This window comes from Actinomycetospora chiangmaiensis DSM 45062 (genome assembly GCF_000379625.1).
Taxonomy (GTDB): domain Bacteria; phylum Actinomycetota; class Actinomycetes; order Mycobacteriales; family Pseudonocardiaceae; genus Actinomycetospora; species Actinomycetospora chiangmaiensis.
Window position 1 is genome coordinate 187,678 of record NZ_KB903243.1, and the last position, 22,356, is coordinate 210,033.

The window sequence follows — 22,356 nt, forward strand, 5'->3', positions numbered from 1 at the left end:
GCCCGTCAGTCGAGGCCGACGAGCCGGCGGGCCAGGGCGACGGCGGCCTCGGCCCCGCGCACCCGCTCCTCGCGGCTGCGGTAGGCGGCCTGGACGTAGAGCCCGTCGACGAGGAGCCAGAGCTCCTCGGCGAGCTCCGCCGGGTCGGCGACGTCGAGCTCGCCGGCGAGCCGCTCGATCGTCGCGCGGGACTCCGCGAGGTGCTCCCGCGCGACCGCGGCGGGCCCGGGCGCCTCGTCGTCGGGGAACTCGGCGAGGTAGTTGCGGAAGGCGCATCCCCGGAAATCCGGCCGGTCGGCGATCCGCGCGACCTCGGCGACGACCGCGACGAGCTGCGCGCGCGGGTCCTCCCCCGCCCCCTCCAGGGCGCGGCGGGCGGCCTCGGCGCGCCACGACCGCGTCCGCTCGAGGTAGGCGGCGACGAGATCGTCCTTGGTGGGGAAGTGCAGGTAGAGCAGGTTCTTGCCGGTGCCGGCCTCGGTGATGATCCGGTTCATCCCGACGCCGCGGACCCCGTGGGCGTAGAAGAGCCGCGAGGCGGTGCCCAGGATGCGTTCCCGGGTGCCGGGGGCGGGCGGTCGAGGCATGCCCCCGACCGTAGCGGACCGATCGGTCCCCGTCACCCTGCACCGGCGGGCGGTTCCGATCACGGCGTGACGCTGGTCACCATGGGGGCCGGTCGACGAGAGGATCCGACATGACGGAACTGACGGTCCCCGAGTACGCACGCTGGGAGACGGTCCGCGAACGGGCCCGGGCGGCCGCGCCCGAGGCGTTCACCGACGACGGCCCGGCGAACCTCGTCGACGGCGAGTGGCGCGCGGTGGGCACGGCCGCGTCGCAGACCACGCCCGTCGACGGCACCACGCTGGGGACGATGCTCAAGGTCGACGCGGAGACCGCCGGGGACGCGGTCCGGGCGTCCGCGCGGGCCCACCGGGAGTGGGGCGCGGTCGACCTCGACGAGCGGCGCCGTCGCGTGACCACGGCGATCGAGGGCATGGCGGCCGTCCGCGACGACCTGGCCCTGCTGCTCGCCTGGGAGATCGGCAAGCCGTGGCAGGCCGCGTGCGCGGACGTGGACCGCTGCCTGGAGGGCGGGCGCTGGTACGTCGAGCAGATCGAGGGGATGCTCTCCCGCGACGTCGACGGCCGGCCGGCGACCCGGACCCCGCTCGAGGGCCCCGTCAGCAACATCGCCAGCTGGAACTACCCGATGAGCGTGCTCGTGCACGCGGAGCTGGTGCAGCTCCTCGCGGGCAACGCCGTCGTCGCGAAGACCCCCACCCAGGGCGGCGCCGTCTGCCTGACGGTGGCCCACGCGATCATGGCGCGGGAGGGGCTGCCGGTCACGCTGCTCTCCGGCGACGGGTCGTCGCTGTCCGACGCCCTCATCCGCTCCCCCGAGATCGGGGCGCTGGCGTTCGTCGGCGGCCGGTCCAACGGCGGCAAGGTCGCCGCCCAGCTCGCCGACACCGGCAAGCGGCACATGCTCGAGCAGGAGGGGCTCAACACCTTCGGCATCTGGGAGTTCTCCGACTGGGAGACCCTCGCCGGGCTGGTGAAGAAGGGCTTCGAGTACGCCAAGCAGCGCTGCACCGCCTACCCGCGGTTCGTGGTGCAGCGCGAGCTGGTCGACGCCTTCCTCGCCACCTACCTGCCCGTGGTGCAGGGCATCCGGTTCGGCCACCCGCTGGCGAGCCCCGACGGCGAGCTGCCGGCCCTGGACTTCGGCCCGCTGATCTCGGCGGCGAAGGCCAAGGAGCTCGACGACTCCGTCCGCGAGGCGCTGCGCCACGGCGCGATCCCGCTCCACCGCGCGGGGGTGGAGCACGGCGAGTTCCTGCCCGAGCAGGACACCTCGGCCTACCACGCCCCCGTGACCCTGCTGGCCCCGCCGGGCGCCTCACGGCTCATGCACGAGGAGCCGTTCGGACCGATCGACTCGATCACCGTCGTCGACACCGAGGCCGAGCTGCTCGCGCAGATGAACGCCTCCAACGGCGCACTCGTCGCCTCGATCGCCTGCGACGACACCGACGCGGCCGCCCGCATGGCCGAGCAGGTGCAGGCGTTCAAGGTCGGGATCAACAAGCTCCGTTCCCGCGGCGACAAGGACGAGCCCTTCGGCGGGCGCGGCGCGTCGTGGAAGGGCGCCTTCGTCGGTGGAGAGCTGCTCGTCCACGCCGTGAGCGTGGGGCCGGAGGGCGAGTCGCTGTACGGCAACTTCCCGGGCTACAGCCGCTACCCGGAGGTCTGAGCGGCCGCGAGGGGCACATGAGGCAGCCCCGGCACGTCCGGAGGCTGCCTCACGTGACCCCCGGGGCCGAACGGGTCTCGACGGCGGGCGCACAAACAGTCAGGATCGACCGGCAGGACCCGCCGTCGGGAAGGACCCCGCATGCCCGTCACGCTCACCGAGGAGCAGACCGCGTTCGCCGGCGCGATCGCCGAGTTCGCCCGGCGCGAGGTGCCGGACAAGGCCGCCCTGGACCGGCTCACCGTCGAGGGGCCGCACTCCGACGAGATCTACCGCAAGATCGCCGACCTGGGCTGGCTCGGCATCTCGCTGCCCGAGGAGTACGGCGGCGCGGACGGCACGATGACCGACCTGCTCGTCTTCCTCGAGGAGACCAGCTACCACCGGCTGCCGATCGGCGGCTTCGGCACGACGATCATCACCGCGGCCGCGATCCAGAAGTTCGGCTCCGAGGAGCAGAAGCGGACGCTGCTCGGCGGCACCTTGCGCGGTGACGTGCTCGCGATCTCGATGTCCGAGCCGGGCGCGGGCTCCGACGTCGGCGGCCTGACCTGCAAGGCCACGAAGACCGAGGACGGCTGGCTGATCGAGGGCCAGAAGACGTGGTGCTCCAACGCCCACATCGCCTCGCACATCCTGCTCGTCGCCCGCACGTCCACCGAGGGCGGCAAGCACGACGGCCTGACCATGTTCGTGGTGCCGACCGACGTCGACGGCCTGGAGATCCGGGGCATCGAGACGATGGGGGGCAAGGAGGTCAACGACCTCTACTTCACGAACTGCCACCTGCCCGCCGACGCCGTGGTGGGGGTCGAGGGCCAGGGCTGGCGTCAGCTCATGGCCGGCCTGAACCTGGAGCGGATGATCCTCGCCGGGCTCATGCTCGGGCTCGCGCGACGGGCGTTCGACGACACGCTCGCCTACGTGAAGGAGCGGCAGCAGTTCGGCCGGCCGGTCGGCAGCTTCCAGGCGATGCGCCACCGGATCGCCGACAACGCCACCGAACTCGCCGCGACGAAGCTGCTGGTGCACGACACAGCGGCGACCATCGACGCGAACCCGACCGCGCTCTTCCCGCGCGAGGCGTCGATGGCCAAGCTCAAGGCGACCGAGCTCGCCAAGCACCTCTCGCTCGAGGGCATGCAGATGCTCGGCGGGTACGGCTACGCCACCGAGTACGGGATGGAGCGCCTGCTGCGCCTCTCGGTCGTTTCCACCGTCTACGGCGGGACGAGCGAGATCCAGCGCGACATCATCGGGAAGACCCTGGGGCTCTGAGGCCCCGGAGCGGCAGCGCCCCCGCCCCGCCGGCGCGGGCCGCGAGCAGGCCGAGCACGAGGGTGCCCAGCCCGCGGCCCCGGGCGGACCGGGCGAGCCACCCGCCCGTCTCCGCGCCCGCCGGGTCGTGCCGCAGCCACGCCACGCCGACGACCGCCGTGCCCTCGACGACGAGGAACGAGGTCTCGATCGCCCGCCGTGACCGCAGGAACCGCGCGTAGGCGCGCTCGCGGGCGAGCGTCCAGTCGTCGGGGTCCGGGGCGTCGTCGGGCGGCATGACCTCGCGCGGCCGGGCGCCGAGCACCGCTGCGGTGACGACGGCGGCGGCCTCGTCCCCGTCGGCGGGATCGAACTCCCGCAGCGTGACGGCAGGATGCAGCACCTCGGTCATCCGCGGAGCGTGCGCCGCGCCGCGACGGGCCGCCAGCCGTTTTCCGACGCCGTTCGACGACGCACCGTGACATCGGCTCGCGGAACGTGCACAACGGCCGCCTCCGACCACTGTGATGCACATCTCACCGGATCGGGGACACGCGCCCGCGTCAGCGGACACATCTGGCCACTCCGCGAGTGGTCCGGACCTCTGCGCGTGTCTCGTTGCGTCACCCACATCAGCGGGTTCGTTCACGAAGCGTGTCGAGATACGGCCGTGACCTGACCGAGATCCACTCACGAAGGGGTGGGCGGTACTCCCGGCTCCTCCTACCCTCCGTCGGCAGAACGTCAGGAAGTCGGACGGTGTCGGGGCCGTCCGGGAGGACCTGACGTCGACGCCCGGCCGACGACACCGAGGAGATTCCGCCGTGGACGACCACGCGCCCGACCGCCTCCACGACACCCTGTCCTCCGTCCACGACCTCGTGGCGGAGGTCCTCGCCGACCAGGAGGCGATCGAGGACCGCCTCGACGCGTGCGACGCCTACGTCGTCCTCGTGGCCGACCCCGCGACCGGCGCGCTCGACTCCTACGGCCCCTTCGACGGGCCCCACGCGCTGATCGACGCCGAGCGTCGTCGCCGCGACCTCGACGAGGGCGACCTCGGTGACGTCAACGTCGCCGTCGTCCGCCACCACCTCCCGATGGCGCCCCGATCGGGGCGTCACGCGATCGCGTCCTGACCTGCGCGGTTGTCCCGCCACGAACGGGGCAACCGACACGCGGGAGGTGGGGGATGTCCGGACGGCGGCTCGCGGGCCCGACCACGGTGCTGCGCCCGCCCCTGGACGCCGTCGCGTTCGGGGCGGAGGTCCTCGGCGAGGTCATGGCCACCTACACCCGCCGCCGGACCCGACTCGTCGGGCTGCTGGTCAACCTGCTGCTGGCGGTCGGCTGGATCGGCTGGTCGCAGTGGCACCCCTCGCGCCCGGAGGCGTTCGCGGCCGCCCACGTCGGTGTGCTCGTGGTGGTGTGGATGATGGCCGACGTCGTCAACACCAACCAGCTCGGCGCGGACGGCGAGGAGGTCCACGCCCTCCTCGACGCCGGCCGCGGGGTGGCCCGCATCCTCGCGGTGCGCAACCTCGCCCTGGCCACGGTGATCGTGCCGCTCGCGCTCACGGTGACGCTCGTGGCCCAGGCGCTCGCGACCCGCGCCCCCGACCTCGGTCGCGCCTCCCTCGCGGACGTCGGTGCGGTGTTCTGCTGGCTCGGGGTCGGCTCGGTGCTGTCGGTCCTGCTGCCCTACCGCCCGTTGCCGTGGCGGGCCCGGCTCGCCCTGCCCCGCACCTGGATCCGGTGGGCGACGTGCGTCGGCGCCCCCTGGATCGCCGTGCTCGGCCTGGAGCCCGCCCTGCGGCTCGCCGACCGGACGGCGGCGGCCCTCGGGAAGGGGGCCCCGCTCGCGGTGGGTGTGCTCTGCTGGGTGCTCGGCCTGGCCGGGGCGGCCCTCCTGGCCCGCCGCCACGCGCGGGCCCTGCGCCACCGCCTGCGGATGACGGAATAGCCCGGGATCGGGAACGATCCGATCACGGCGGTTTGGCGAAATCCCGCGTGAATGCTTGCGCTCACGAACAGGTAGCCCTTCCGGGAGAGGATTCCTGTTCCACGAGGAGATGATCGTCGTGACCGGCCGCTGGATCGCCCGTCTCGGAGCCACCGTCGCCGCCTGTGCCGCGGCGGCCGGACTCGGACTCGGCACCGCCCAGGCCGCCCCAGCCGCTCCCGCCGCTCCCGCCGCGCCCGCCGCCCCCGCGGCGCCCGCCGCTCTGGCGGCGACCACCCCCGGCACCCCCTGCGCGACCACCGCGAAGGCCTGCATGGACCTGTCGACCCGGCAGGCCTGGTTGACCGACGGCGCCGGTCACGTCACCGCCGGGCCGTTCGCCGCGCGCGGCGGGAAGTCGAGCGCCCCCACACCGGTGGGCACCTTCAGCGTCGAGAAGAAGGTCAGGCACTACTGGAGCACCGAGTTCGACGCGCCCATGCCGAACGCGGTGTTCTTCCAGCCCGGGATCGCCTTCCACGAGGACAGCGTCAACGTCGCGTCCAACGGGTGCGTGCACCTCGGGTGGGGCCCCTCGCAGACCTTCTACGACACGCTGCAGCCCGGCAACCAGGTGCAGGTGGTGTCGTGAGTCAGGTCCGCAGCGCGGCGGACACGGCGTCGGTCATCGCCTCGAGGTAGCGGCGGACGGTCGCCAGCTCGGCGTCGTCGAACGTGTCCATCACGGCGTCCGAGAGCGTGCCGATGGGGCCGAAGAACTCGGCCGCCACCGCCCGCGCCTCGGGCGCGTGGAAGAGCAGGACCCGGCGTCGGTCGCCCGCGTCACGACGCCGCTCGACGTGGCCGGCGGCGACCAGCCGGTCGACCACCCCGGTCACCGAGCCGGACGTCAGGGACAGCGCCTCGCCGAGGGCACCCGCGGTGAGCGGCGTGCCCTCGGCCTCGCCCTGCATCACGTGCAGGAGCGCCTCGAGGTCGGTCGGGTGCAGGCCCTGCCGCGCGGCGAACGCGTCCGCGAGGTGACGCGACGAGGCCGTGAGCCGCTGCAGGGCCCGCACGATCGCGGCGCGCTCTTCGGGGGGTGCCACCCCTACATGGTGTCGTGCCCGTACATCCGGCCCAGCGGGTCGTGGATGAACTCGATGCGGGCACCGTCGGGGTCGAAGGTGTAGATCGACGTGCCGGACTCGAGCATGTACTCGATCCCGCGCTCGTCGAGCCGGCCCTTGATCTCGTGCCAGTGCTCCTCGGAGACCGACAGGCACAGGTGGTGCAGCCCGCCGAGCACCTCCTGGTAGGGCCCCGGCTCGACCCCGGGCAGGTCGAAGAACGCCAGGTGGTTGCCGTTCCCGACGTCGAAGAAGAAGTGCGTCGAGCCCGCGAGGTCGCGGTTCTCGAACAGCACCGTGACGGGGAAGCCGGCCACGTTCTGGTACCACTCGGTGGTGGTGCGCACGTCGCGGCAGATGAGCGCGACGTGGTGGACGCCCTGGCCGTAGCTCTTCGGCCGCTTCTCCTTCGAGAACAGGAACTCCGCCCGCACGCGGTCGCGGATCTCCTCGAGCTCCCGCCGCTGCTCGGCGCTGATCAGGGACGCCTTGTCCTCGCGGTCGTACTCGTCGCGGGTCGGCTCCGGCGTCTGCGACTCGGTCGTGCTCATCGGACTCCCTCTCCCAGGAGGTCGGACGCCATCTCCCACACGAGGACCTCGGCGTCGGTGTGCGCTCGCAGCCCGGTCGCCGGGGACTCGACGAGACGGGCGGTGTCGCCGGCGTGGAGCTCGGCCCCGTCGAGGCCGACCTCCCCGCGGGCGACGAAGACGTGCAGGTGGGACGCCACGGGCAGCGCCAGCTCGCGGCCCGCGGGCGGGCGCGCGACGTGCAGGACCGCGTCCGCGATGCCCAGCCCGGCCCCGACGGACCGGCCGGCCGGGCCCGCCACCGGGACCCACCCGCCGTCGTGCAGGGCCTCGGCGACGTCGACGACCTCGTGGACCGGCTCGGTCCCGGCCTCGTCGGGGAGCAGCCACATCTGCACCAGGTGCAGCTCGTCGTCGGCGGCGTTGCGCTCGCTATGGACCACCCCGCGGCCCGCGGACAGCCGCTGGACCGAGCCGGGCGTCACGAACGCCGTGCGCCCGGCGTCGTCGGCGTGGACCAGGGTCCCGTCGAGCACCCAGGTGACGATCTCGGTGTCGCGGTGGGGGTGGTCGTCGTACCCGGCGCCGGGGGCGATGCGGTCCTCGTGGTGCGCGAGCAGCACGCCGTGGTGGGTGTTGCCGGGCTCGAGGTGGGCGCCGAAGGAGAACGAGTGGCGGGAGTCGACCCCGGGCACGCCGGGCAGCACGCCGCGATCGGCGGCGCGCCGCACCTCGACCGTCCCGACCATGGCTCCCCGTTTCGTTGAACCTGCAACGTAGCGCCTGACCGGCGCGGCTGCCATCCGCGAACGGGGTCAGGAAAAGACGTCGTCGACGTGCACCGTCACGTCCACCGGCTCCAGCCCGGTGGCGTCGCGGATCCCGCGGGCCACCACCGTGCGGATGCGCTCCCCGAGGGCCTGCAGGTCCTGGCCGTACGCGGCCGCCAGCGTGATCCGGACGGCCGTCGAGCCGCCGGTCACGCCGACCTCGACGTCGGGCACCACCTCACCGCCGGCCCCGTGCCGGTCGGCCACCAGCCCACCGAGGGCCACCTCCACGCCGGGGACCCCGGTGGCCAGGTGACGGGCGAGCGCGACCACCACCCGCGCGGCCACCCGGGTGTGGCCCTGCGGGGACCCGATGCGGCCGTACTCCTCCTCACCGCCCGGCCCCCGCAGCGCCCGCAACGCCGCCTCGATCGACGACGTCGGCGCGCGCGGGCGCTCGGCGGCGACCGCGGCGACGGGCGCCCAGCGGCGCGCGTACTCCGCCAGTGCCGCGCGGCAGTGGGGGCAGTCCCGCTGGTGGGCGTCGAGCCGGTCGGCCCGGCCCTCGGCGACCTGCTCGACGAGCGCGGCCGTGGGGCGCCCGCACGGCAGGGTCGTCGGGAGACCCGGGATCTCGGTCATGACCAGCTCCTCATCTCGGCGAGCAGGGTCGCGCGGGCACGGGCGAGGCGCCCGCGCACGGTCGCCTCGGAGGTCTTGGTGATGGCGGCCGCCTGGGCGTAGGACAGGCCCTCGATCTGGCAGAGCACGAGCGGGACGCGTTCGTTCTCGGGCAGGCGCGCGATGGCCTCGAGGCCGGCGCGCACCTCCTCGCCGGCGACCACCGAGCGCTCCGGGCCGGCGACGGGGGCCAGGTCGGTCTCCTGCGGCTCCGGCCCGACGCGGTGGCGCCGCCGGTGGTCGAGGCTGCGGTTGACCACGACGCGGTAGAGCCAGGTGGTGAAGGCCGAGGTCCCCGCGAAGCCCGACAGCGCCGTCCAGAGCTGGATGACGACCTCCTGGGTCACGTCGTCCGCGTCGGCGCGGTCGCCCGTGATGCGCAGCGCGATCCGGTAGATGCGGTCGCGGTGGCGCCGGATCAGCTCCTCGTAGGCCTGCGGGTCGCCGTCCCGCGCCTTCCCGACGAGCCACCGGTCGATCTGCGCGCCCCGGTCGCGCTCGTCGACCCCGACGCCGTCCACCCCCTGCCACTACCCGTGACGTGGCACTGGCACCCGCCCCCGCCCGTCTGTCACCGTCCCGGGGATGACCAGTTCCGCCGTGGGGGTCGAGTTCCCGCACCGCCCCACCCCGCACCCGACGCCCGCCGGGCAGCGCGACGCGCTGCTCGCCGACCCCGGGTTCGGCCGGGTGTTCTCCGACCACGTGGCCACCGCCACCTGGTCGGCGGGCCGGGGCTGGCACGACGCCGGGGTGCGCGCGTCGGAGCCGCTCTCGCTGCACCCGGCGGCCGCGGTGCTGCACTACGCGCAGGAGATCTTCGAGGGCCTGAAGGCCTACCGCCAGCCCGACGGGTCGGTGGCCCTGTTCCGGCCGGCCCTCAACGCCGCCCGCTTCACCCACTCCGCCCGACGGCTGGCCCTGCCGCCGCTGCCCGAGGAGGCTTTCGTCGACGCGGTCGCCGCGCTGGTGCGGGCCGACGCGGCGTGGGTGCCCGAGCCGCCCGCCTCGCTCTACCTGCGGCCGTTCACCGTCGCCACCGAGGCGTTCCTCGGGGTGCGGCCGGCCGAGGAGGCGCGCTTCCTCGTCACCGCCTCCCCCGCCGGCCCGTTGTTCGCCGGGCGCGATGCCGGGCTGACCCTGTGGATCTCCGACGAGCTCTCCCGGGCCGCCCCGGGCGGGACCGGCGACGCGAAGTGCGGGGGCAACTACGCCGCGGGCCTCGCCGCCCAGGCGGTGGCCCGGGCCCACGACTGCGACCAGGTCCTCTTCCTCGACGCCCGCGAGCACCGCTGGCTCGAGGAGTCCGGGACGATGAACGTGCTGCTCGTGACGGCGGACGGCGAGCTCGTCACCCCGCCCCTGGGCACGATCCTCGACGGCGTCACCCGCCGCAGCGTCCTGGAGCTCGCCCCGGACCACGGCCTCACCCCGGTGGAGCGCGCGGTGTCGGTCGACGAGCTGCGCTCCGGGTGCGCGGACGGCTCGATCACGGAGGTCTTCGCGACGGGGACCGCGGCCGTCATCAGCCCGATCGTCGCCTTCCGCGCCGCGTCCGGGGAGTTCGCCGTCGGCGCCGGCACCCCCGGTCCGCACACGCTCGCGCTCCGCACCGACCTGCTCGACATCCAGTTCGGTCGGGTCCCCGACCCGCGGGGCTGGCGCGTGCCGGTTGGACTGGACAGCCCATCGAGTGACATCACTTGACGTAACAATGTGCGCCTAAACGGCGACACACGGTCACGATCCCCGAGCAGCGGAGGCCGACCGTGCCGATCGCCCGCCACCACGCCTGCCTGGAGGCCGGCGGGGCGCACTACCTCACGAGCACGCCGGACGGGCTGCGCGAGGCCGACGTCGACGCCCTCCGCCACGCCCTCGACGCCGCGGCCGCGCGGAGGCCGGCCGCCCCGGCCGTCGTGACGGCGGCGCTCGCCCTGGCGGTGGCGGTGGCGGCGGGGACCGACCTCTCCGTCCCCGCCGTCCTCGCCACGGTGCTCGTCGCCGCCGTCGCCGCCGTGCTGGCCCACCACCGCGACCGCGGGCGGCGCACGGTCCTCGCGACGCACGAGGTGCCGGACGCCGACCGGCTCCGCCGCCACGAGCAGCTCGTGGCCACCTGGGACCGGCTGCGTTGCGCCGCCACGTCCTGGGAGCCCGCCGTCTGGGAGGTGGCCCCGCAGGGTGGGCACGCCCCGGTGACCCGCCGCAGCGACGGCCCGCGCCACCTGCGCGCGGACCTGCCCGTGCCCACCTTCGCCGGGACGGCGCGGGAGCTCGCCTTCCTCCCCGACCGCGTCGTGCTGCGCGACGACCGGTTCCACGCGGTCGTCGGCTACGGCGGGCTGGAGGTCGACGCGAGCGTCCTCGACCGCGCCGAGGGCGGTCGGCTCGGCCGTCTCACGGTCCGCGCCGCCGGGATCACGAGCGTCTTCGACCTCGCATCGGTCGACGCGGCCTGCGCCCTCGCCGGGGCACTGCGGGGCATGACCGATGCCCACCACCGGCGCGCCCCGGAGGCCGATCGTCCCGCCCGCACCGCGGCGCGCCGGGCGACCCGGGCCCGGGCCGTCGAGGCCGCGCGGGCACGAGTGGCCCCGGTGCCCGCCCCGCGTCAGGCCGGCGACGACACCGGCAGGTCGTGCGCCTCGCCGACGGTGGCGCTGTAGAGCTCACCGGCGTGGGTCGCGAGACCCGCGGCGAGCCCGGCGTCGTCGGCCGTCGCCTGCCGCCAGCCCCGGTCGGCCAGCGCGAGCACGAACGGCGTGGTGGCGTGCGTCAGGGCGTGCGTGGAGGTGTTCGGCACCGCCCCCGGCATGTTCGCCACGCAGTAGAAGAGCGTGTCGTGCACCGCGAACGTCGGGTCGGAGTGCGTGGTCGGGTGGGAGTCCTCGAAGCACCCGCCCTGGTCGATCGCGATGTCGACGAGCACCGCGCCCGCCTTCATCCGCCGGACCAGGTCGTTGCCGACGAGCTTCGGGGCACGGGCACCGGGTACGAGCACCGCGCCGACCACGAGGTCGGCGTCGAGGACCGCACGCTCCAGGTTGTCGGTGTTCGAGTACAGCGTCTGCACGCGACCGGCGTAGCGGGCGTCCAGCGCGCGGAGCGTGTCGAGGTTCTTGTCGAGCACCGTGACCCGCGCGTGCATCCCGACCGCCATCTGGATGGCCGCCGCGCCGGACACCCCGCCGCCGATGACGACGACGTGCGCGGCCGGGGCGCCGGGCACGCCGCCCAGCAGCAGGCCGCGACCACCGTGCGAGCGCATCAGGTGGTAGGCGCCGACCTGCGGCGCGAGCCGGCCCGCGACCTCGCTCATGGGCGCCAGCAGCGGCAGTGCCCCGTCGCGGGTGACGGTCTCGTAGGCGATCGCCGTGGTGCCCGCGTCGAGCAGGGCCTGCGTGCACTCGCGGGAGGCCGCGAGGTGCAGGTAGGTGAACAGCGTCAGGTCGGGGCGCAGGCGGTGGTACTCCGAGGCAACCGGCTCCTTGACCTTCACGACCAGCTCGGCGTCGCCCCACACGGCGTCCGCGTCGGCGACGAGGCGGGCCCCCGCCTCCTTGTACTCCTCGTCACCGAAGGCGGAGCCGACGCCCGCGCCCTCCTGCACGACGACCTCGTGGCCGTGGCCGACCAGCTCGCGCACACCCCCGGGCGTCAGGGCCACCCGGAACTCGTTGTCCTTGACCTCGGTGGGCACCGCGACCTTCATGATCGTCCTCCTCCTCGTCGTGCCTGCTCCTCTATTCTGAACGTCCTGCTGTTTCGTGGGTAGATTGTTGAAGAAGGTTCTGTAACCTGGAAGCGTGGCCGAACTTCCCGACGATTCCGTGGTCCGGCCGGACCCGTCGCCGAACGATCTGCGGCCGACCGGGGCGAGCGGGGCGACGGGGAGGGCCCTCGACGAGATCGACCGTGCCCTGCTGGGCCACCTGGTCGCCGACGCCCGCACCACCAACGCCGCGCTCGCCGAGAAGGTGGGGATCGCGGCGTCCACCTGCCTCGCCCGGGTGCGGGCCCTGCGCGAGCGCGGCGTGATCCGCGGGTTCCACGCCGACGTCGACCCGGCCGCCGTCGGGCTCCCGCTCCAGGCGATGATCTCGGTGCGCCTGCAGAGCGACGCCCGCGACCGGCTCGGCGAGTTCACCGCGCTCGTCCGGCGCCTGCCCGCCGTGCGCGACGTCTACTTCGTCGCGGGGGCGGACGACTACCTGCTCCACGTCGCCACGGCGGGGACGGGGGCGCTGCGCGACCTCGTCGCCACCCTCAACAACCACCGCGACGTGGCGGGGACCGTCACCAGCCTGATCTTCGACCACGTCCGCACCGCACACGGGGTGTGAGAGAGCATCAGCGCCGTGGACGTCCTGACGCGCATCGGCCTGGTGGAGCTGGCGTTCGGTGCCGTGCTCGGGTGGGCGGTCGCGGCCACGATGATCACCCCGCAGCTCGTGGAGCGCGCCGGAGTGCGCAAGCCCCGGCGGATCCTCCAGGCCCACCTCGACTACGTGATCATGGGGATCATCCTGATCGCGGTCGGGCTGGCGGTCCCGGGCCTGCCGACGTGGCTCACGGTCGCGATCGTGATCGGGACCTGGCTCAACCCGACCCTGTTCCTGCCGCTCGCCAGGTTCCCCCGTGCGGCGACCCGCACCTGGTTCCAGGCGCTGAGCGTCGTCTCGTTCACGCTGACCAGCGGCGGGCTGGTGGGGGCCGCCGTCGTCGGGCTGATCCGCTGACGGTCAGGCCGCCGCGGCGTCCTCGGTCTCGACCGGGGGCAGCGTGTGCACCGTCGCCGCCGCCGCGGCGGCCAGGTCCACGGGCCGCGGCCGCCGGACCCGGCGGGCGACGAGGACGCCGAGCACGATCCCGCAGGCCGAGAAGACCGCCAGCACCAGACACGCGCGGCCGAACCCGGCCGCGAGCGCCTCGGCCCCCGCCGCGCCCGCGTCGGCCTTCGCCGACGCCACCCGCGTGACGATGCCCGCCACGACCGCCGTCATCACCGCGCCGCCCACGTAGCGGGCCATGTTCGAGATCCCGGACGCGGCCCCGACCTGGGCGGGAGGCACGCACGCGGTGCTGACCGAGGACGCCGGACCGTTGGACAGCGCCAGGCCGGCGGCCACCCCGAGCAGCGGCACGAGGAAGGCGACGTATCCCCAGGACGGCCGGACGGCCGCGAGGACGGCGAACGCCACGGTGAGCAGGACGAACCCGACCATGACGATGCGGCGGGCGCCGTAGCGGTGCGCGAGCGGGCTGACGGCCGGGGCGACGACCACGACGACGGCGGCCACCGGCAACGTCGCGAGGCCCGCCCGGAGGCTCGACATGCCGAAGATCAGCGGGTTCTGGAAGTACAGACTGATGAGGAAGCTGATCGCCGCGATCGCCCCCGCGCCGATCAGGATGGCGAGCGTCGAGGCGACGAGCAGGACGTTGCGCAGCAGCGCGAGATCGACCAGCGGGGCGGTGACGCGCCGCTCGACGAGCACGAACCCGACGGCGCCCGCCACGGTCACGAGGAGGCACCCGAGGGTGCGGGCCGAGAGCCACCCCCACGACGGCGCCTCGGTCATCGCGAGCACGAAGGGCACGAGGACCACGGCGACCAGCACCGTCCCCGCCCAGTCGATGCGCCGCGGGCGGGACGGGTCCGAGGACTCCTGCACGGTCCCGGCGGTGACCGGGAGCAGCACGGCGGCGATCACGGCGTTGACCCAGAACAGCCCCGGCCAGCCCGTGACCTCGTTCAGCACGCCGCCGACCACCGGCCCCGCGGCCGCCCCCGCCGCCGACGCGCCGCCCCACAGCGCGACCCCCCACATCTGCCCCTGCCCCGACGAGGCCACGGAGAGCAGGCTCAGCCCGCAGGCCAGGATCGTCGCGCCGGCGGCCCCGGCGATCACCCGCCCGGCGACGACGACCTCGCCCGTCGGTGCGAGTGCGATCAGGACGGAGGTGGCCACGAAGAGCGTGAGCCCCGCCAGGAACACGTTCCGACGGCCGAGGACGTCGCCGAGCGCGCCCGTCGTCACGATCGTCGCCGCCCCGACCAGCAGGTAGCCGGTCACCGCCCACTGCAGCAGCCCGAGCGAGGCGCCGAGGTCGGCGCTGATCGACGGGAGCAGGATGCTGACCGCCGAGGTGTTCGCGTTGACCACGAACGTCGACACGCAGGCGACGAGCAGGACCCCTGCCCCCGGGCGCACGCCGGGTCGGGTGGTGTCGCCGGGGGTCGTGGCACGGGTCATGGGTCCGGAGGGTGGGCCGGGCGCGGGCACCGTCGGCACGGCCGAAGGTCCCGGGCTCCCCCGGCCGCCCGACACCCGGCGGTGCGGGCGCGACCCGGCTCACCCGGTGCGGGTGAGGACGTCCCGCGGGTCCGGCCCCGACCCTCGGGGACGTGAACGAACCACGTGACATGGGGCCGGTCGACTACCTCGTCGTCGAGTTCGCCGACGGCGAGCCGACCGGCGAGGGCCTGCCGCTGCTCGTCGACCTCGTCGACCGCGGCATCATCCGGATCCTCGACCTCGGCTTCGTCCGCCGTGCCCGCGACGGTGCGGTGGAGGTCGTCGAGCTCACCGACCTCACCGACCTCGCGGGCGGGGACGGCCTCGACGTCTTCCACGGGGTCGCCTCGGGGCTCCTGGCGCGGGACGACCTGCACGACGCCGGGACGGTCCTCGCGCCGGACACCCTCGCCGCCGTGCTCGTCTACGAGAACCTCTGGGCCGCCCCGCTCGCCGCGGCACTGCGCCGGAACGGTGCGCAGCTCGTGGCGGGGGGTCGCATCCCGGTCGAGGTCCTGGCGGCGTCGGTCGACGCCGTCGACGCCGTCGACGCCGTCGACGCCGTCCACTGATCCGACCAGCTCACGGGAGCGCGCCATGCCAGGACTGCTCCGGGGGATCGCCCGGACCGCCGTCGTCGCCGGGACCGCCACGGCGGTCTCCAACCGGGTCTCCCGCCGTCAGGCCGGACGCTGGGCCGAGCAGGACGCGTGGGCGGCCGAGCGAGTCGCCCCGGCACCCGCGCCGGCCGCCGCGCCGCCCGCCGAGGACGACACCGTCGCCCAGCTGCGCCAGCTCGGGGACCTCCGCGACCGCGGCGTGCTGAGCGACGAGGAGTTCGCGGCGGCCAAGCGACGGGTCCTCGGCGCCTGATCCCGCCGGGGCGGCCATGACCACGGAGCCGGGCGCCGACCCCTCCCCCGACGAGCTGCTGCGCTCGCCGGCCTACCTGCGGCTCATCCTGTTCGCCGTCCTGCTCGGCATCCCGATCTCGGCCGTCGCCTACCTGTTCCTCGCCCTCACCGCCGTCCTCGCGCGCCTGGTCTACGAGGACCTGCCGCGGGCGCTCCACCTGACGGACGGCACAGGTCACGCCCCGCTCTGGTGGCCCGTCCCGGTGCTGGCGGCCGGCGGACTGATCGTCGGGAGCACGGTCCGCTTCCTGCCCGGGTACGGCGGGCGCTCCCCGGCCGCGGGCTTCGGCACCCACGCGCCGCCCACGGCCGTCGCCCTGCCCGGGGTCGCCCTCGCGGCGGTCGTGACGCTCACGTGCGGCGCCGTCCTCGGGCCCGAGGCGCCCCTGATCGCCCTCGGGGGCGGCCTCGCGGTGCTCGCGACCCGCGTGACCCGTCAGGAACCGTCGCCGTCGGCCCGCCGCGTGATCGCGGGCACGGGCAGTTTCGCGGCGATCGCCACGCTGCTGGGCTCCCCGCTCCTCGGGGCCTTCCTGCTCATGGAGGCCACCGGGGTGGGCGGGGGCATGGTCGGGCCGCTCCTGCTGCCGGGCCTCCTGGCCGCCGGCGTCGGCTCGCTGATCTTCGTCGGGCTCGGGTCGCTGACCGGCCTCGGTCCGGTGTCGCTGACCCTGCCCGACCTCCCGCCCGACCTCCGACCGGACCTCCCGCAGTTCGGGTGGGCGATCGTGATCGGGGTGGCCGCCGCACTGCTCGGCACCGCGGTGTCGCGGGTCGCCCGGCGCCTCGCCGACCTCGTCGCGCGGCGGACCGTGGCCCTCACGGTCGCCGTCGGGGTCGTCGTGGCCCTGCTCGCCGGGCTCTACGGTCTCATCACCGGTCACCCGCCGTCCGACGTGCTCTTCTCGGGCCAGACCGCCCTGCCGTCCCTGCTCACCGGCGCGGCGACCTTCTCCACCGGGGCGGCCGTGGCGCTGCTGCTGGCCAAGGCCCTCGCCTACGCCCTCTCGCTCGGGGCCTTCCGCGGCGGCCCGATCTTCCCGGCGATGTTCCTCGGCGCGGCCGGTGGTCTCGCGCTCTCCCGGCTGCCCGGGCTCCCGCTCGTCCCCGCGGTGGCGATGGGCATCGGCGCGATGGCGGTCGTGATGCTCCGCCTCCCGCTGACCTCGGTCCTGCTGGCGGTCCTGCTGCTCTCGACCGACGCGCTCGCGGTGACGCCGCTCGTCATCGTCGCGGTGGTGGTGGCCCACCTGACCGCCACGAGGCTGCGTCCGCCGGAGCCGCCCCGGGAGCCGGAGCCGTCGCGGGAGCCGGAGCCGCCGCGGGAGCCGGAGCCGCCGCGGGAGCCGGAGCCGGAGCCCCGGGAGTCGTCGCTGGCGCCGGAGCCGCCTGCCGCGCCCGCCGACGGGACTCGTACCGGACCATGATCTCTCCGAGCACGCCGATGAGCAGGCCCCACGAGGCGACGACGAAGAGCCAGGTCCCGGCCCGGGTGAGCGCCGGGTACAGGAAGAACAGGCTCCCCACGACGAAGGCCAGGTTCCCGACCAGCCCGATCAACAGGTGGACCCACGGCAGATCGTGCGCGGTCCGGGAGATGCGACGCAGGTAGAGGAAGAGCAGCACGGTCCGGGACCCTCACCCGTCGGTGCGCCGCCGGCCCTCACCCGCAACGGGTGACTCCGGCGGCCGGTCAGCCCGCGGCGGCCTTCCTCGCCGCGCGCTCTCGGCGCTCCTCGGCCTTCTCCAGGCCCTCCGACCAGCTCGCCCGGTGGAGGATGAGGCGGCGGTACTGCATCACCTCGGCGCGCTTGTCGACGGCGAGCGCCCCGACGAGCCGGTCGCCGCTGCGGTAGAGCGCGACGAACGCGCCGTCGTCCTCGGAGCCCAGGACGATCTCCGTCTCGACCGGCGGCCGGCCGTCGTCGACCCGCGAGACCCCGACGAACTGGATGCGGCTGGAGTACCAGTCCGACCAGAAGTACGGGACGGTCTCGTAGGACTTCGCCGACTCCGGGTCGACGGCGTTGCGCGCGGCCAGGGCACCCTGCTCCGACGCCGACGTCCAGTGCTCGAGGCGCATCGGGGAGCTCAGCACGTCGTCGAACAGCGCGTTCGGCCAGCGCGCGACGTCCCCGGCCACGTAGACGCCCGGCGCCGCCGCCAACGTCGCGTCGGCGACGATCCCGTCGTCGACCGTCAGCGACGACGACTCCAGCCACCCGGTGTTCGGCGCCGCCCCGATCCCCACGACGAGGACGTCGGTCGGGATCTCCGTGCCGTCGGCGAGGACGACCGACTCGACGTGCCCCTCCCCGGTGATCCGCTCGACCGACACCCCGGTGAGCACCGTCGTGCCGTGCCGCTCGTGGATGGCGGTCAGCGCCCGGCCCATCCGCTCCCCGACGCCGCGCACCAGCGGCACCGGCAGCGCCTCGACGATCGTGACCTCGAGACCCCGCGTACGCGCGACGGCCGCGATCTCCGAGCCGATGAAGCCCGCCCCGATCACCGTCACCCGCGGCGTGCCGGTCCACAGCAGCTCCCGCAGGTGCCGCGAGTCGTCGAGGGTCCGCAGCGTCACCACGCCGGCCAGGTCCGGGCGGCACACCGACGCCGGGAGCGCCCGGGCGTCCGCCCCGGTCGCGATGACCAGCCCGGAGTAGCCGACGTCGCGCCCGTCGACGGTCACGGTCCGGTTCCCGACGTCGAGCGCCTCCGCCGGCGCCCCCAGCAGGAGCTCGACGTCGAGCTCGGCGAGCTTCTCCCGCTCGCGGTAGGTGGGGTCGCGCGGGTCCTCGTCGCCGAGGTGCTCCTTCGACAGGGGCGGCCGGTCGTAGGGCAGGTGCTCCTCCGCGCCGACCAGGGCGATCGACCCCGCGAAACCGTCGTTGCGCACGGCCTCGACCGCCCGCAGCCCCGCCAGCGACGCTCCCACCACCACCAGATCGGCCATGTCCCGAGCGTAACGACCGTAACTCTGGCTATGGCACCCTCGTCGGCCGCACGACGATCATCCCTTCGGGGGAGTGCGCTAACACGGCCGGCCCAGCGGAGCGATCTCGACAGCACAACGGTTCGACGCCGGGGTTCGAACGAGGTCGGGGGGTCGCGATGCGGATGACCAGGGTCGGGATGGCCGGGTCGGCGGTCGCCGTGCTGGGCGCCATCGGTGTGACGGCAGGGCTGGCGCTCCCCGACGTCGGCGCGGACCGGCCGGCCGCCGTCGCGACACCGGTCGCGTCGGTCGCGGCCCCGGTCGTGCACCCGGTCACCGCGGGCGTCACAACGCTGCCGGCCTCGACCACCACGCGACCCACCACAACGCCGACCACCACGAGGACCACCCGCACCACGGCCACGAGCGACCCGTCGTCGGGAATGCCCTGCTCGATCACCGGCGACGGCGCGTGCGTCTCGCTCTCGGCGAAGCGGGCCTGGCTGGTGCAGGACGGGCAGGTCGTCCGGAGCGCCCCGATCACCAGCGGACGTCCCGGGGAGCGCACCCCGACCGGCACCTTCCACGTGACGTGGAAGGACGCGAACCACCTGTCGAGCGAGTTCAACGACGCGCCGATGCCGTGGTCGGTGTTCTTCAACGGCGGGATCGCCTTCCACACCGGGAGCCTGTCGCGGCAGTCGGCGGGGTGCATCCACCTGTCCGACGCCGTCGCCCGGCAGTTCTTCCGCACGCTCGCCGTCGGGGACACCGTCGTCGTCGTGCGGTAGCCGGGAGCGAGGTGACCCGGCGCCTCGTGGGGCGAGGCGCCGGGTCACATCCAGGGACCGTTCGGGGTAGTCCCCGACGAGTGGGACGCGGGCCAGCTGGGGAACGAAACGCCACGCCGTGCTCGTCACCCTCCGTCTCCGGAGAGATGTCCTGCCCAACGCGGGTCCCCACGGCTCGTGACGCGTCCACGCCGTGCCGTACACGGTGGGGTGGAACGTCCGGATCGGGGTGTGAAACGCGTCGTTAGGGTTCTCCACGTGAGCTCGCAGCGTCCTCTCGCCCTGGTCACGGGTGCCTCGCGCGGTATCGGTGCGGCCGTCGCGACGGCCCTCGCGCCCACCCACGACCTCCTCCTCGGCGGCCGGGACGCGGCGGCCCTCGGTGGGGTCGCGGCCCGACTGGGTGACCGCGCGCTGCCGTGGCCGGTCGACCTCACCGACCCCGAGGCCCTGGCCGGGGCCACCGAGCGCATCGACGAGCTCGACGTGCTGGTGCACTCGGCAGGCGTCGGGCTGCTCGGGACGGTCGCCGAGCTCGACGTCACCACCTGGCGCCGGCAGTTCGAGGTGAACGTGGTCGCGGTGGCGGAGCTGACGCGGCTGCTGCTCCCGGCGCTGCGCGCGGCCCGCGGCACCGTCGTCTGCCTCAACTCCGGCGCGGGCCTCGCCGCCCGACCCGGGTGGGGCTCGTACGCGGCGTCGAAGTTCGCGCTTCGGGCCTTCGCCGACGCGCTGCGCGGGGAGGAACCGGCCCTGCGCGTGTGCTCGGTGCACCCCGGGCGGGTGGACACCGACATGCAGCGCGGTGTCGTCGCCCACGAGGGCGGCACCTACGACGGCTCGACGTACCTGCGCCCGGAGTCGGTGGCGGCGGTGGTGCTCGCGGCGGTCATGGCCGGTCGCGACGCGCACCTCACGGACCTGGTCGTGCGGCCGACGGGTTGAGCACAGCGGAGCTCGACCACGCAGACGGGTTGAGCAGGGGCGAGAATGCCCCGGACACCGTCGTTCTCCAGGAGGCCTCCGCCGTGGACCCGTCCGACTTCGCCGACGTCCTGACCTCGGTCCGAGAGTTCGTCCGCGAGCAGGTCGTCCCCCGGGAGGACGAGATCGAGGCGACCGACGAGGTCCCCGCCGAGCTCCGTGAGGCGTGCAAGGCGATGGGCCTCTACGGCTTCGCGATCCCCGAGGAGCACGGCGGGATCGGCCTGTCGATGGCCGAGGAGGTCGAGCTCGCGATGGAGCTCGGCTGGACGACGCCGTCGCTGCGCTCGCTGTTCGGCACCAACAACGGCATCGCCGGGCAGGTGCTGCTCACCGGCGGCTCGCCCGAGCAGCAGAAGGAGTGGCTGCCACGGCTCGCGTCCGGCGAGGTGGTCGCCTCGTTCGCGCTGACCGAGCCCGACGCCGGGTCCGACCCGTCGTCGCTCACGACCAAGGCGGTCCGTGACGGGGACTCCTGGGTCCTCAGCGGCGCGAAGCGCTGGATCACCAACGCGCCCTTCGCCGACGTCCTCATGGTGTTCGCCCGCACCGACCCCGACGCCTCGCCGGCCCGCGGCATCTCCACGTTCCTCGTCCCGACCTCGTCGGCCGGGATCAGCTTCTCCGAGCACGACGCGAAGATGGGCCAGCGCGGTTCCTGGACCTGCGAGGTCTACCTCGACGACGTCCGGGTGCCGGCGGAGAACCTGGTCGGCGGCGAGGAGGGCCTGCACCGCGGGTACGTCACGGCGCTCAAGTGCCTCGCGCACGGCCGGCTGCACATCGCCGCGCTCTGCATGGGCATGGCCGCGCGGCTCGTCCACGAGACGGTCGAGTTCGCCACCCAGCGCGAGCAGGGCGGGCACGCCATCGCCACCTACCAGCTCGTGCAGGGCCTCGTCGCCGACTCCGTGACCGACTGGCACGCCGGCCGCGCCCTCGTCCGCGAGGCGGCCAAGGCCTACGACGACGGCTCCGACAAGGTCACCGGCCCCTCCACCGCGAAGTACTTCTGCTCCGAGGCGGTGGGGCGGATCGCCGACCGCGCCGTGCAGGTCCACGGCGGCTCGGGCTACATGCGCGGCGTGCCGGTCGAGCGCATCTACCGCGACGTGCGCCTCTTCCGCATCTACGAGGGCACGAGTCAGATCCAGCAGGTCATCATCGCCCGCGGCGCCCTGGGCAAGGCCGCGCGTTCCTGACGACGGGTGCGGCCGGGGTGGTGCGCGTCCCGCACCCACTCCGGCCGCCCAGCCGCCGGCCCACGCGACCCCTGCGCGTGGCGCAAACACTCTGGCGACCCAACGAGCGACCCACCTGACCTCTGCGCGTGGCGCACACACTCTGGCGACCCAACGAGCGACCCACCGGACCTCTGCGCGTGGCGCACACAACTCGACCGGGCCGTCGCACTCCTTGGCCGCGTCGCCGCCTCCCGGGTGCACCCTGTCTCGGTGACCCGCGGCGCTTCGGACGTGTTGTCACGACGAATCACAACGACAGGGCGTCGGGACGACCGCCGGAACCCGCGACAGGGCCGGCGAAAGGTGTGTCCGACGCAGGAGTCACGGCGGCCGGGTCATGGCGAAGCCGAACTGTGTGCGCCCCGCGCCGGACTGGCCGCGGCCGGGTCATGGCGGGGCCGAGCTGTGTGCGCGGCGCGCAGGAGCCGCCCTGGCCGTGCTCTGGCGGGGCCGAGCTGTGTGCGCGGCGCGCAGGAGCCGCCCTGGCCGTGCTCTGGCGGGGCCGAGCTGTGTGCGCCCCGCGCACCAGTCACCACGACCCAGCCACGGCCGGGCCGAGAGTGGGCGCAGCACGCGGCGGCGAACCGGGCCCCACCCGCCGTCGAGAACGTGG

The 22,356-nt window shown here is 74.5% G+C and carries 25 protein-coding genes and 1 pseudogene; 15 read left to right on the forward strand and 11 right to left on the reverse strand.

All coding sequences use genetic code 11. The features are described 5' to 3' along the window. Window positions 1-5: 5 nt before the first annotated feature. Complete coding sequence (locus A3CO_RS0120355; RefSeq protein WP_018334093.1) at window positions 6-587, reverse strand: TetR/AcrR family transcriptional regulator; 582 nt, start codon at window positions 585-587, stop codon at window positions 6-8. Window positions 588-697: 110 nt separating this feature from the next. On the opposite strand from A3CO_RS0120355, the gene A3CO_RS0120360 reads away from it, so the two are divergent. Both A3CO_RS0120360 and A3CO_RS0120365 read left to right on the forward strand, forming a co-directional pair. Further along, complete coding sequence (locus tag A3CO_RS0120360; RefSeq protein ID WP_018334094.1) at window positions 698-2,260, forward strand: aldehyde dehydrogenase family protein; 1,563 nt, start codon at window positions 698-700, stop codon at window positions 2,258-2,260. 141 nt (window positions 2,261-2,401) lie between these two features. After that, on the forward strand, window positions 2,402-3,538 hold the full coding sequence (locus tag A3CO_RS0120365; protein ID WP_018334095.1) for an acyl-CoA dehydrogenase family protein: 1,137 nt from the start codon (window positions 2,402-2,404) through the stop codon (window positions 3,536-3,538). On the opposite strand, the gene A3CO_RS33440 is transcribed toward A3CO_RS0120365, so the two are convergent. After that, a complete protein-coding gene (locus tag A3CO_RS33440; RefSeq protein ID WP_018334096.1) occupies window positions 3,513-3,929 on the reverse strand; it encodes a GNAT family N-acetyltransferase in 417 nt (138 codons plus the stop codon). The two genes, A3CO_RS0120365 and A3CO_RS33440, sit on opposite strands and share 26 nt — an antisense overlap. Window positions 3,930-4,341: 412 nt before the next feature. Between A3CO_RS33440 and A3CO_RS0120375 the strand changes: the two genes are divergently transcribed. The 3 genes from A3CO_RS0120375 to A3CO_RS37100 all read left to right on the forward strand — a co-directional run bounded on the left by A3CO_RS0120375 (window position 4,342) and on the right by A3CO_RS37100 (window position 6,111). Continuing rightward, window positions 4,342-4,656, forward strand: a complete 315-nt coding sequence (locus A3CO_RS0120375) for a hypothetical protein (protein WP_018334097.1) — start codon at window positions 4,342-4,344, stop codon at window positions 4,654-4,656. A 53-nt stretch (window positions 4,657-4,709) separates the two neighbouring features. Next, window positions 4,710-5,480 carry a hypothetical protein gene (locus A3CO_RS0120380; RefSeq protein ID WP_018334098.1) on the forward strand — a complete coding sequence of 257 codons (771 nt, stop codon included), beginning with the start codon at window positions 4,710-4,712 and terminating at the stop codon, window positions 5,478-5,480. Between the two features lie 109 nt (window positions 5,481-5,589). Further along, the gene (locus tag A3CO_RS37100; RefSeq protein WP_018334099.1) at window positions 5,590-6,111 is read left to right on the forward strand and encodes a L,D-transpeptidase; all 522 of its coding nucleotides are present in this window, start codon (window positions 5,590-5,592) and stop codon (window positions 6,109-6,111) included. A 1-nt stretch (window position 6,112) separates the two neighbouring features. On the opposite strand, the gene A3CO_RS33450 is transcribed toward A3CO_RS37100, so the two are convergent. From A3CO_RS33450 to A3CO_RS0120410, 5 genes are all read right to left on the reverse strand, one after another. Continuing rightward, on the reverse strand, window positions 6,113-6,568 hold the full coding sequence (locus A3CO_RS33450) for a MarR family winged helix-turn-helix transcriptional regulator (protein ID WP_018334100.1): 456 nt from the start codon (window positions 6,566-6,568) through the stop codon (window positions 6,113-6,115). A 2-nt stretch (window positions 6,569-6,570) separates the two neighbouring features. Continuing rightward, entirely contained in the window at window positions 6,571-7,140 is a 570-nt protein-coding gene (locus A3CO_RS0120395) for a VOC family protein (RefSeq protein WP_018334101.1), read from the reverse strand. Then, entirely contained in the window at window positions 7,137-7,868 is a 732-nt protein-coding gene (locus A3CO_RS0120400) for a pirin family protein (RefSeq protein ID WP_018334102.1), read from the reverse strand. The genes A3CO_RS0120395 and A3CO_RS0120400 overlap by 4 nt, the downstream gene beginning before the upstream one ends. A 66-nt stretch (window positions 7,869-7,934) precedes the next feature. Further along, window positions 7,935-8,531: an Asp23/Gls24 family envelope stress response protein gene (locus A3CO_RS0120405; RefSeq protein ID WP_018334103.1), complete on the reverse strand. Its 597-nt coding sequence runs from the start codon at window positions 8,529-8,531 to the stop codon at window positions 7,935-7,937. Next, entirely contained in the window at window positions 8,528-9,091 is a 564-nt protein-coding gene (locus A3CO_RS0120410) for an RNA polymerase sigma factor (RefSeq protein WP_018334104.1), read from the reverse strand. Before A3CO_RS0120410 ends, A3CO_RS0120405 begins: the two co-directional genes overlap by 4 nt. Window positions 9,092-9,155: 64 nt before the next feature. Here A3CO_RS0120410 and A3CO_RS33455 point away from each other — a divergent pair, with 64 nt between their 5' ends. After that, complete coding sequence (locus A3CO_RS33455) at window positions 9,156-10,277, forward strand: branched-chain amino acid aminotransferase (protein WP_051086021.1); 1,122 nt, start codon at window positions 9,156-9,158, stop codon at window positions 10,275-10,277. A 62-nt stretch (window positions 10,278-10,339) separates the two neighbouring features. After that, window positions 10,340-11,239 carry a hypothetical protein gene (locus A3CO_RS0120420; protein ID WP_018334106.1) on the forward strand — a complete coding sequence of 300 codons (900 nt, stop codon included), beginning with the start codon at window positions 10,340-10,342 and terminating at the stop codon, window positions 11,237-11,239. On the opposite strand, the gene ald is transcribed toward A3CO_RS0120420, so the two are convergent. Continuing rightward, on the reverse strand, window positions 11,185-12,285 hold the full coding sequence (ald, locus tag A3CO_RS0120425; protein ID WP_018334107.1) for an alanine dehydrogenase: 1,101 nt from the start codon (window positions 12,283-12,285) through the stop codon (window positions 11,185-11,187). The two genes, A3CO_RS0120420 and ald, sit on opposite strands and share 55 nt — an antisense overlap. 94 nt (window positions 12,286-12,379) lie before the next feature. On the opposite strand from ald, the gene A3CO_RS0120430 reads away from it, so the two are divergent. Beyond that, a complete protein-coding gene (locus tag A3CO_RS0120430; protein WP_245561558.1) occupies window positions 12,380-12,916 on the forward strand; it encodes an Lrp/AsnC family transcriptional regulator in 537 nt (178 codons plus the stop codon). Between the two features lie 15 nt (window positions 12,917-12,931). Then, window positions 12,932-13,312, forward strand: a complete 381-nt coding sequence (locus A3CO_RS0120435) for a hypothetical protein (protein WP_018334109.1) — start codon at window positions 12,932-12,934, stop codon at window positions 13,310-13,312. A 3-nt stretch (window positions 13,313-13,315) separates the two neighbouring features. Here the strand turns inward: A3CO_RS0120435 and A3CO_RS0120440 are convergent, their stop codons facing one another. Then, window positions 13,316-14,830 carry an MFS transporter gene (locus A3CO_RS0120440; RefSeq protein ID WP_018334110.1) on the reverse strand — a complete coding sequence of 505 codons (1,515 nt, stop codon included), beginning with the start codon at window positions 14,828-14,830 and terminating at the stop codon, window positions 13,316-13,318. A gap of 152 nt (window positions 14,831-14,982) precedes the next feature. On the opposite strand from A3CO_RS0120440, the gene A3CO_RS0120445 reads away from it, so the two are divergent. Genes A3CO_RS0120445 through A3CO_RS33460 form a run of 3 tightly spaced genes read left to right on the forward strand, consistent with a single transcriptional unit; the run spans window position 14,983 to window position 17,213 of the window. Then, window positions 14,983-15,444: a DUF6325 family protein gene (locus A3CO_RS0120445; protein ID WP_245561559.1), complete on the forward strand. Its 462-nt coding sequence runs from the start codon at window positions 14,983-14,985 to the stop codon at window positions 15,442-15,444. A gap of 25 nt (window positions 15,445-15,469) precedes the next feature. Further along, window positions 15,470-15,745 carry an SHOCT domain-containing protein gene (locus A3CO_RS0120450; RefSeq protein ID WP_018334112.1) on the forward strand — a complete coding sequence of 92 codons (276 nt, stop codon included), beginning with the start codon at window positions 15,470-15,472 and terminating at the stop codon, window positions 15,743-15,745. A 16-nt stretch (window positions 15,746-15,761) separates the two neighbouring features. Continuing rightward, on the forward strand, window positions 15,762-17,213 hold the full coding sequence (locus A3CO_RS33460) for a chloride channel protein (protein WP_018334113.1): 1,452 nt from the start codon (window positions 15,762-15,764) through the stop codon (window positions 17,211-17,213). Window positions 17,214-17,265: 52 nt separating this feature from the next. Here A3CO_RS33460 and A3CO_RS40445 read toward each other — a convergent pair. Continuing rightward, window positions 17,266-17,412: pseudogene (locus tag A3CO_RS40445) on the reverse strand (YrhK family protein); the annotation flags it as partial. A gap of 67 nt (window positions 17,413-17,479) precedes the next feature. Next, window positions 17,480-18,742 (reverse strand): NAD(P)/FAD-dependent oxidoreductase, encoded by a 1,263-nt coding sequence (locus A3CO_RS0120465; RefSeq protein WP_018334115.1) that lies wholly within the window; start codon window positions 18,740-18,742, stop codon window positions 17,480-17,482. A 164-nt stretch (window positions 18,743-18,906) separates the two neighbouring features. Here A3CO_RS0120465 and A3CO_RS37110 point away from each other — a divergent pair, with 164 nt between their 5' ends. From A3CO_RS37110 to A3CO_RS0120480, 3 genes are all read left to right on the forward strand, one after another. Continuing rightward, the gene (locus A3CO_RS37110; protein WP_245561560.1) at window positions 18,907-19,515 is read left to right on the forward strand and encodes a L,D-transpeptidase; all 609 of its coding nucleotides are present in this window, start codon (window positions 18,907-18,909) and stop codon (window positions 19,513-19,515) included. 258 nt (window positions 19,516-19,773) lie between these two features. Then, complete coding sequence (locus A3CO_RS0120475; protein ID WP_018334117.1) at window positions 19,774-20,460, forward strand: SDR family oxidoreductase; 687 nt, start codon at window positions 19,774-19,776, stop codon at window positions 20,458-20,460. 83 nt (window positions 20,461-20,543) lie between these two features. Then, complete coding sequence (locus tag A3CO_RS0120480) at window positions 20,544-21,701, forward strand: acyl-CoA dehydrogenase family protein (RefSeq protein WP_018334118.1); 1,158 nt, start codon at window positions 20,544-20,546, stop codon at window positions 21,699-21,701. The last annotated feature ends 655 nt before the right edge of the window (window positions 21,702-22,356 follow it).

Coding starts and splice junctions, on each gene's coding strand:
- A3CO_RS33455 (WP_051086021.1), top strand. CDS start 9,156: ATGACCAGTTCCGCCGTGGGGGTCGAGTTCCCGCACCGCCCCACCCCG.
- A3CO_RS37110 (WP_245561560.1), top strand. CDS start 18,907: ATGACCAGGGTCGGGATGGCCGGGTCGGCGGTCGCCGTGCTGGGCGCC.
- A3CO_RS0120450 (WP_018334112.1), top strand. CDS start 15,470: ATGCCAGGACTGCTCCGGGGGATCGCCCGGACCGCCGTCGTCGCCGGG.
- A3CO_RS0120465 (WP_018334115.1), bottom strand. CDS start 18,742: ATGGCCGATCTGGTGGTGGTGGGAGCGTCGCTGGCGGGGCTGCGGGCG.
- A3CO_RS0120380 (WP_018334098.1), top strand. CDS start 4,710: ATGTCCGGACGGCGGCTCGCGGGCCCGACCACGGTGCTGCGCCCGCCC.
- A3CO_RS37100 (WP_018334099.1), top strand. CDS start 5,590: ATGATCGTCGTGACCGGCCGCTGGATCGCCCGTCTCGGAGCCACCGTC.
- A3CO_RS33440 (WP_018334096.1), bottom strand. CDS start 3,929: ATGACCGAGGTGCTGCATCCTGCCGTCACGCTGCGGGAGTTCGATCCC.
- A3CO_RS0120405 (WP_018334103.1), bottom strand. CDS start 8,531: ATGACCGAGATCCCGGGTCTCCCGACGACCCTGCCGTGCGGGCGCCCC.
- A3CO_RS0120365 (WP_018334095.1), top strand. CDS start 2,402: ATGCCCGTCACGCTCACCGAGGAGCAGACCGCGTTCGCCGGCGCGATC.
- A3CO_RS0120395 (WP_018334101.1), bottom strand. CDS start 7,140: ATGAGCACGACCGAGTCGCAGACGCCGGAGCCGACCCGCGACGAGTAC.
- A3CO_RS33460 (WP_018334113.1), top strand. CDS start 15,762: ATGACCACGGAGCCGGGCGCCGACCCCTCCCCCGACGAGCTGCTGCGC.
- A3CO_RS0120400 (WP_018334102.1), bottom strand. CDS start 7,868: ATGGTCGGGACGGTCGAGGTGCGGCGCGCCGCCGATCGCGGCGTGCTG.
- A3CO_RS0120440 (WP_018334110.1), bottom strand. CDS start 14,830: ATGACCCGTGCCACGACCCCCGGCGACACCACCCGACCCGGCGTGCGC.
- ald (WP_018334107.1), bottom strand. CDS start 12,285: ATGAAGGTCGCGGTGCCCACCGAGGTCAAGGACAACGAGTTCCGGGTG.
- A3CO_RS0120360 (WP_018334094.1), top strand. CDS start 698: ATGACGGAACTGACGGTCCCCGAGTACGCACGCTGGGAGACGGTCCGC.
- A3CO_RS0120355 (WP_018334093.1), bottom strand. CDS start 587: ATGCCTCGACCGCCCGCCCCCGGCACCCGGGAACGCATCCTGGGCACC.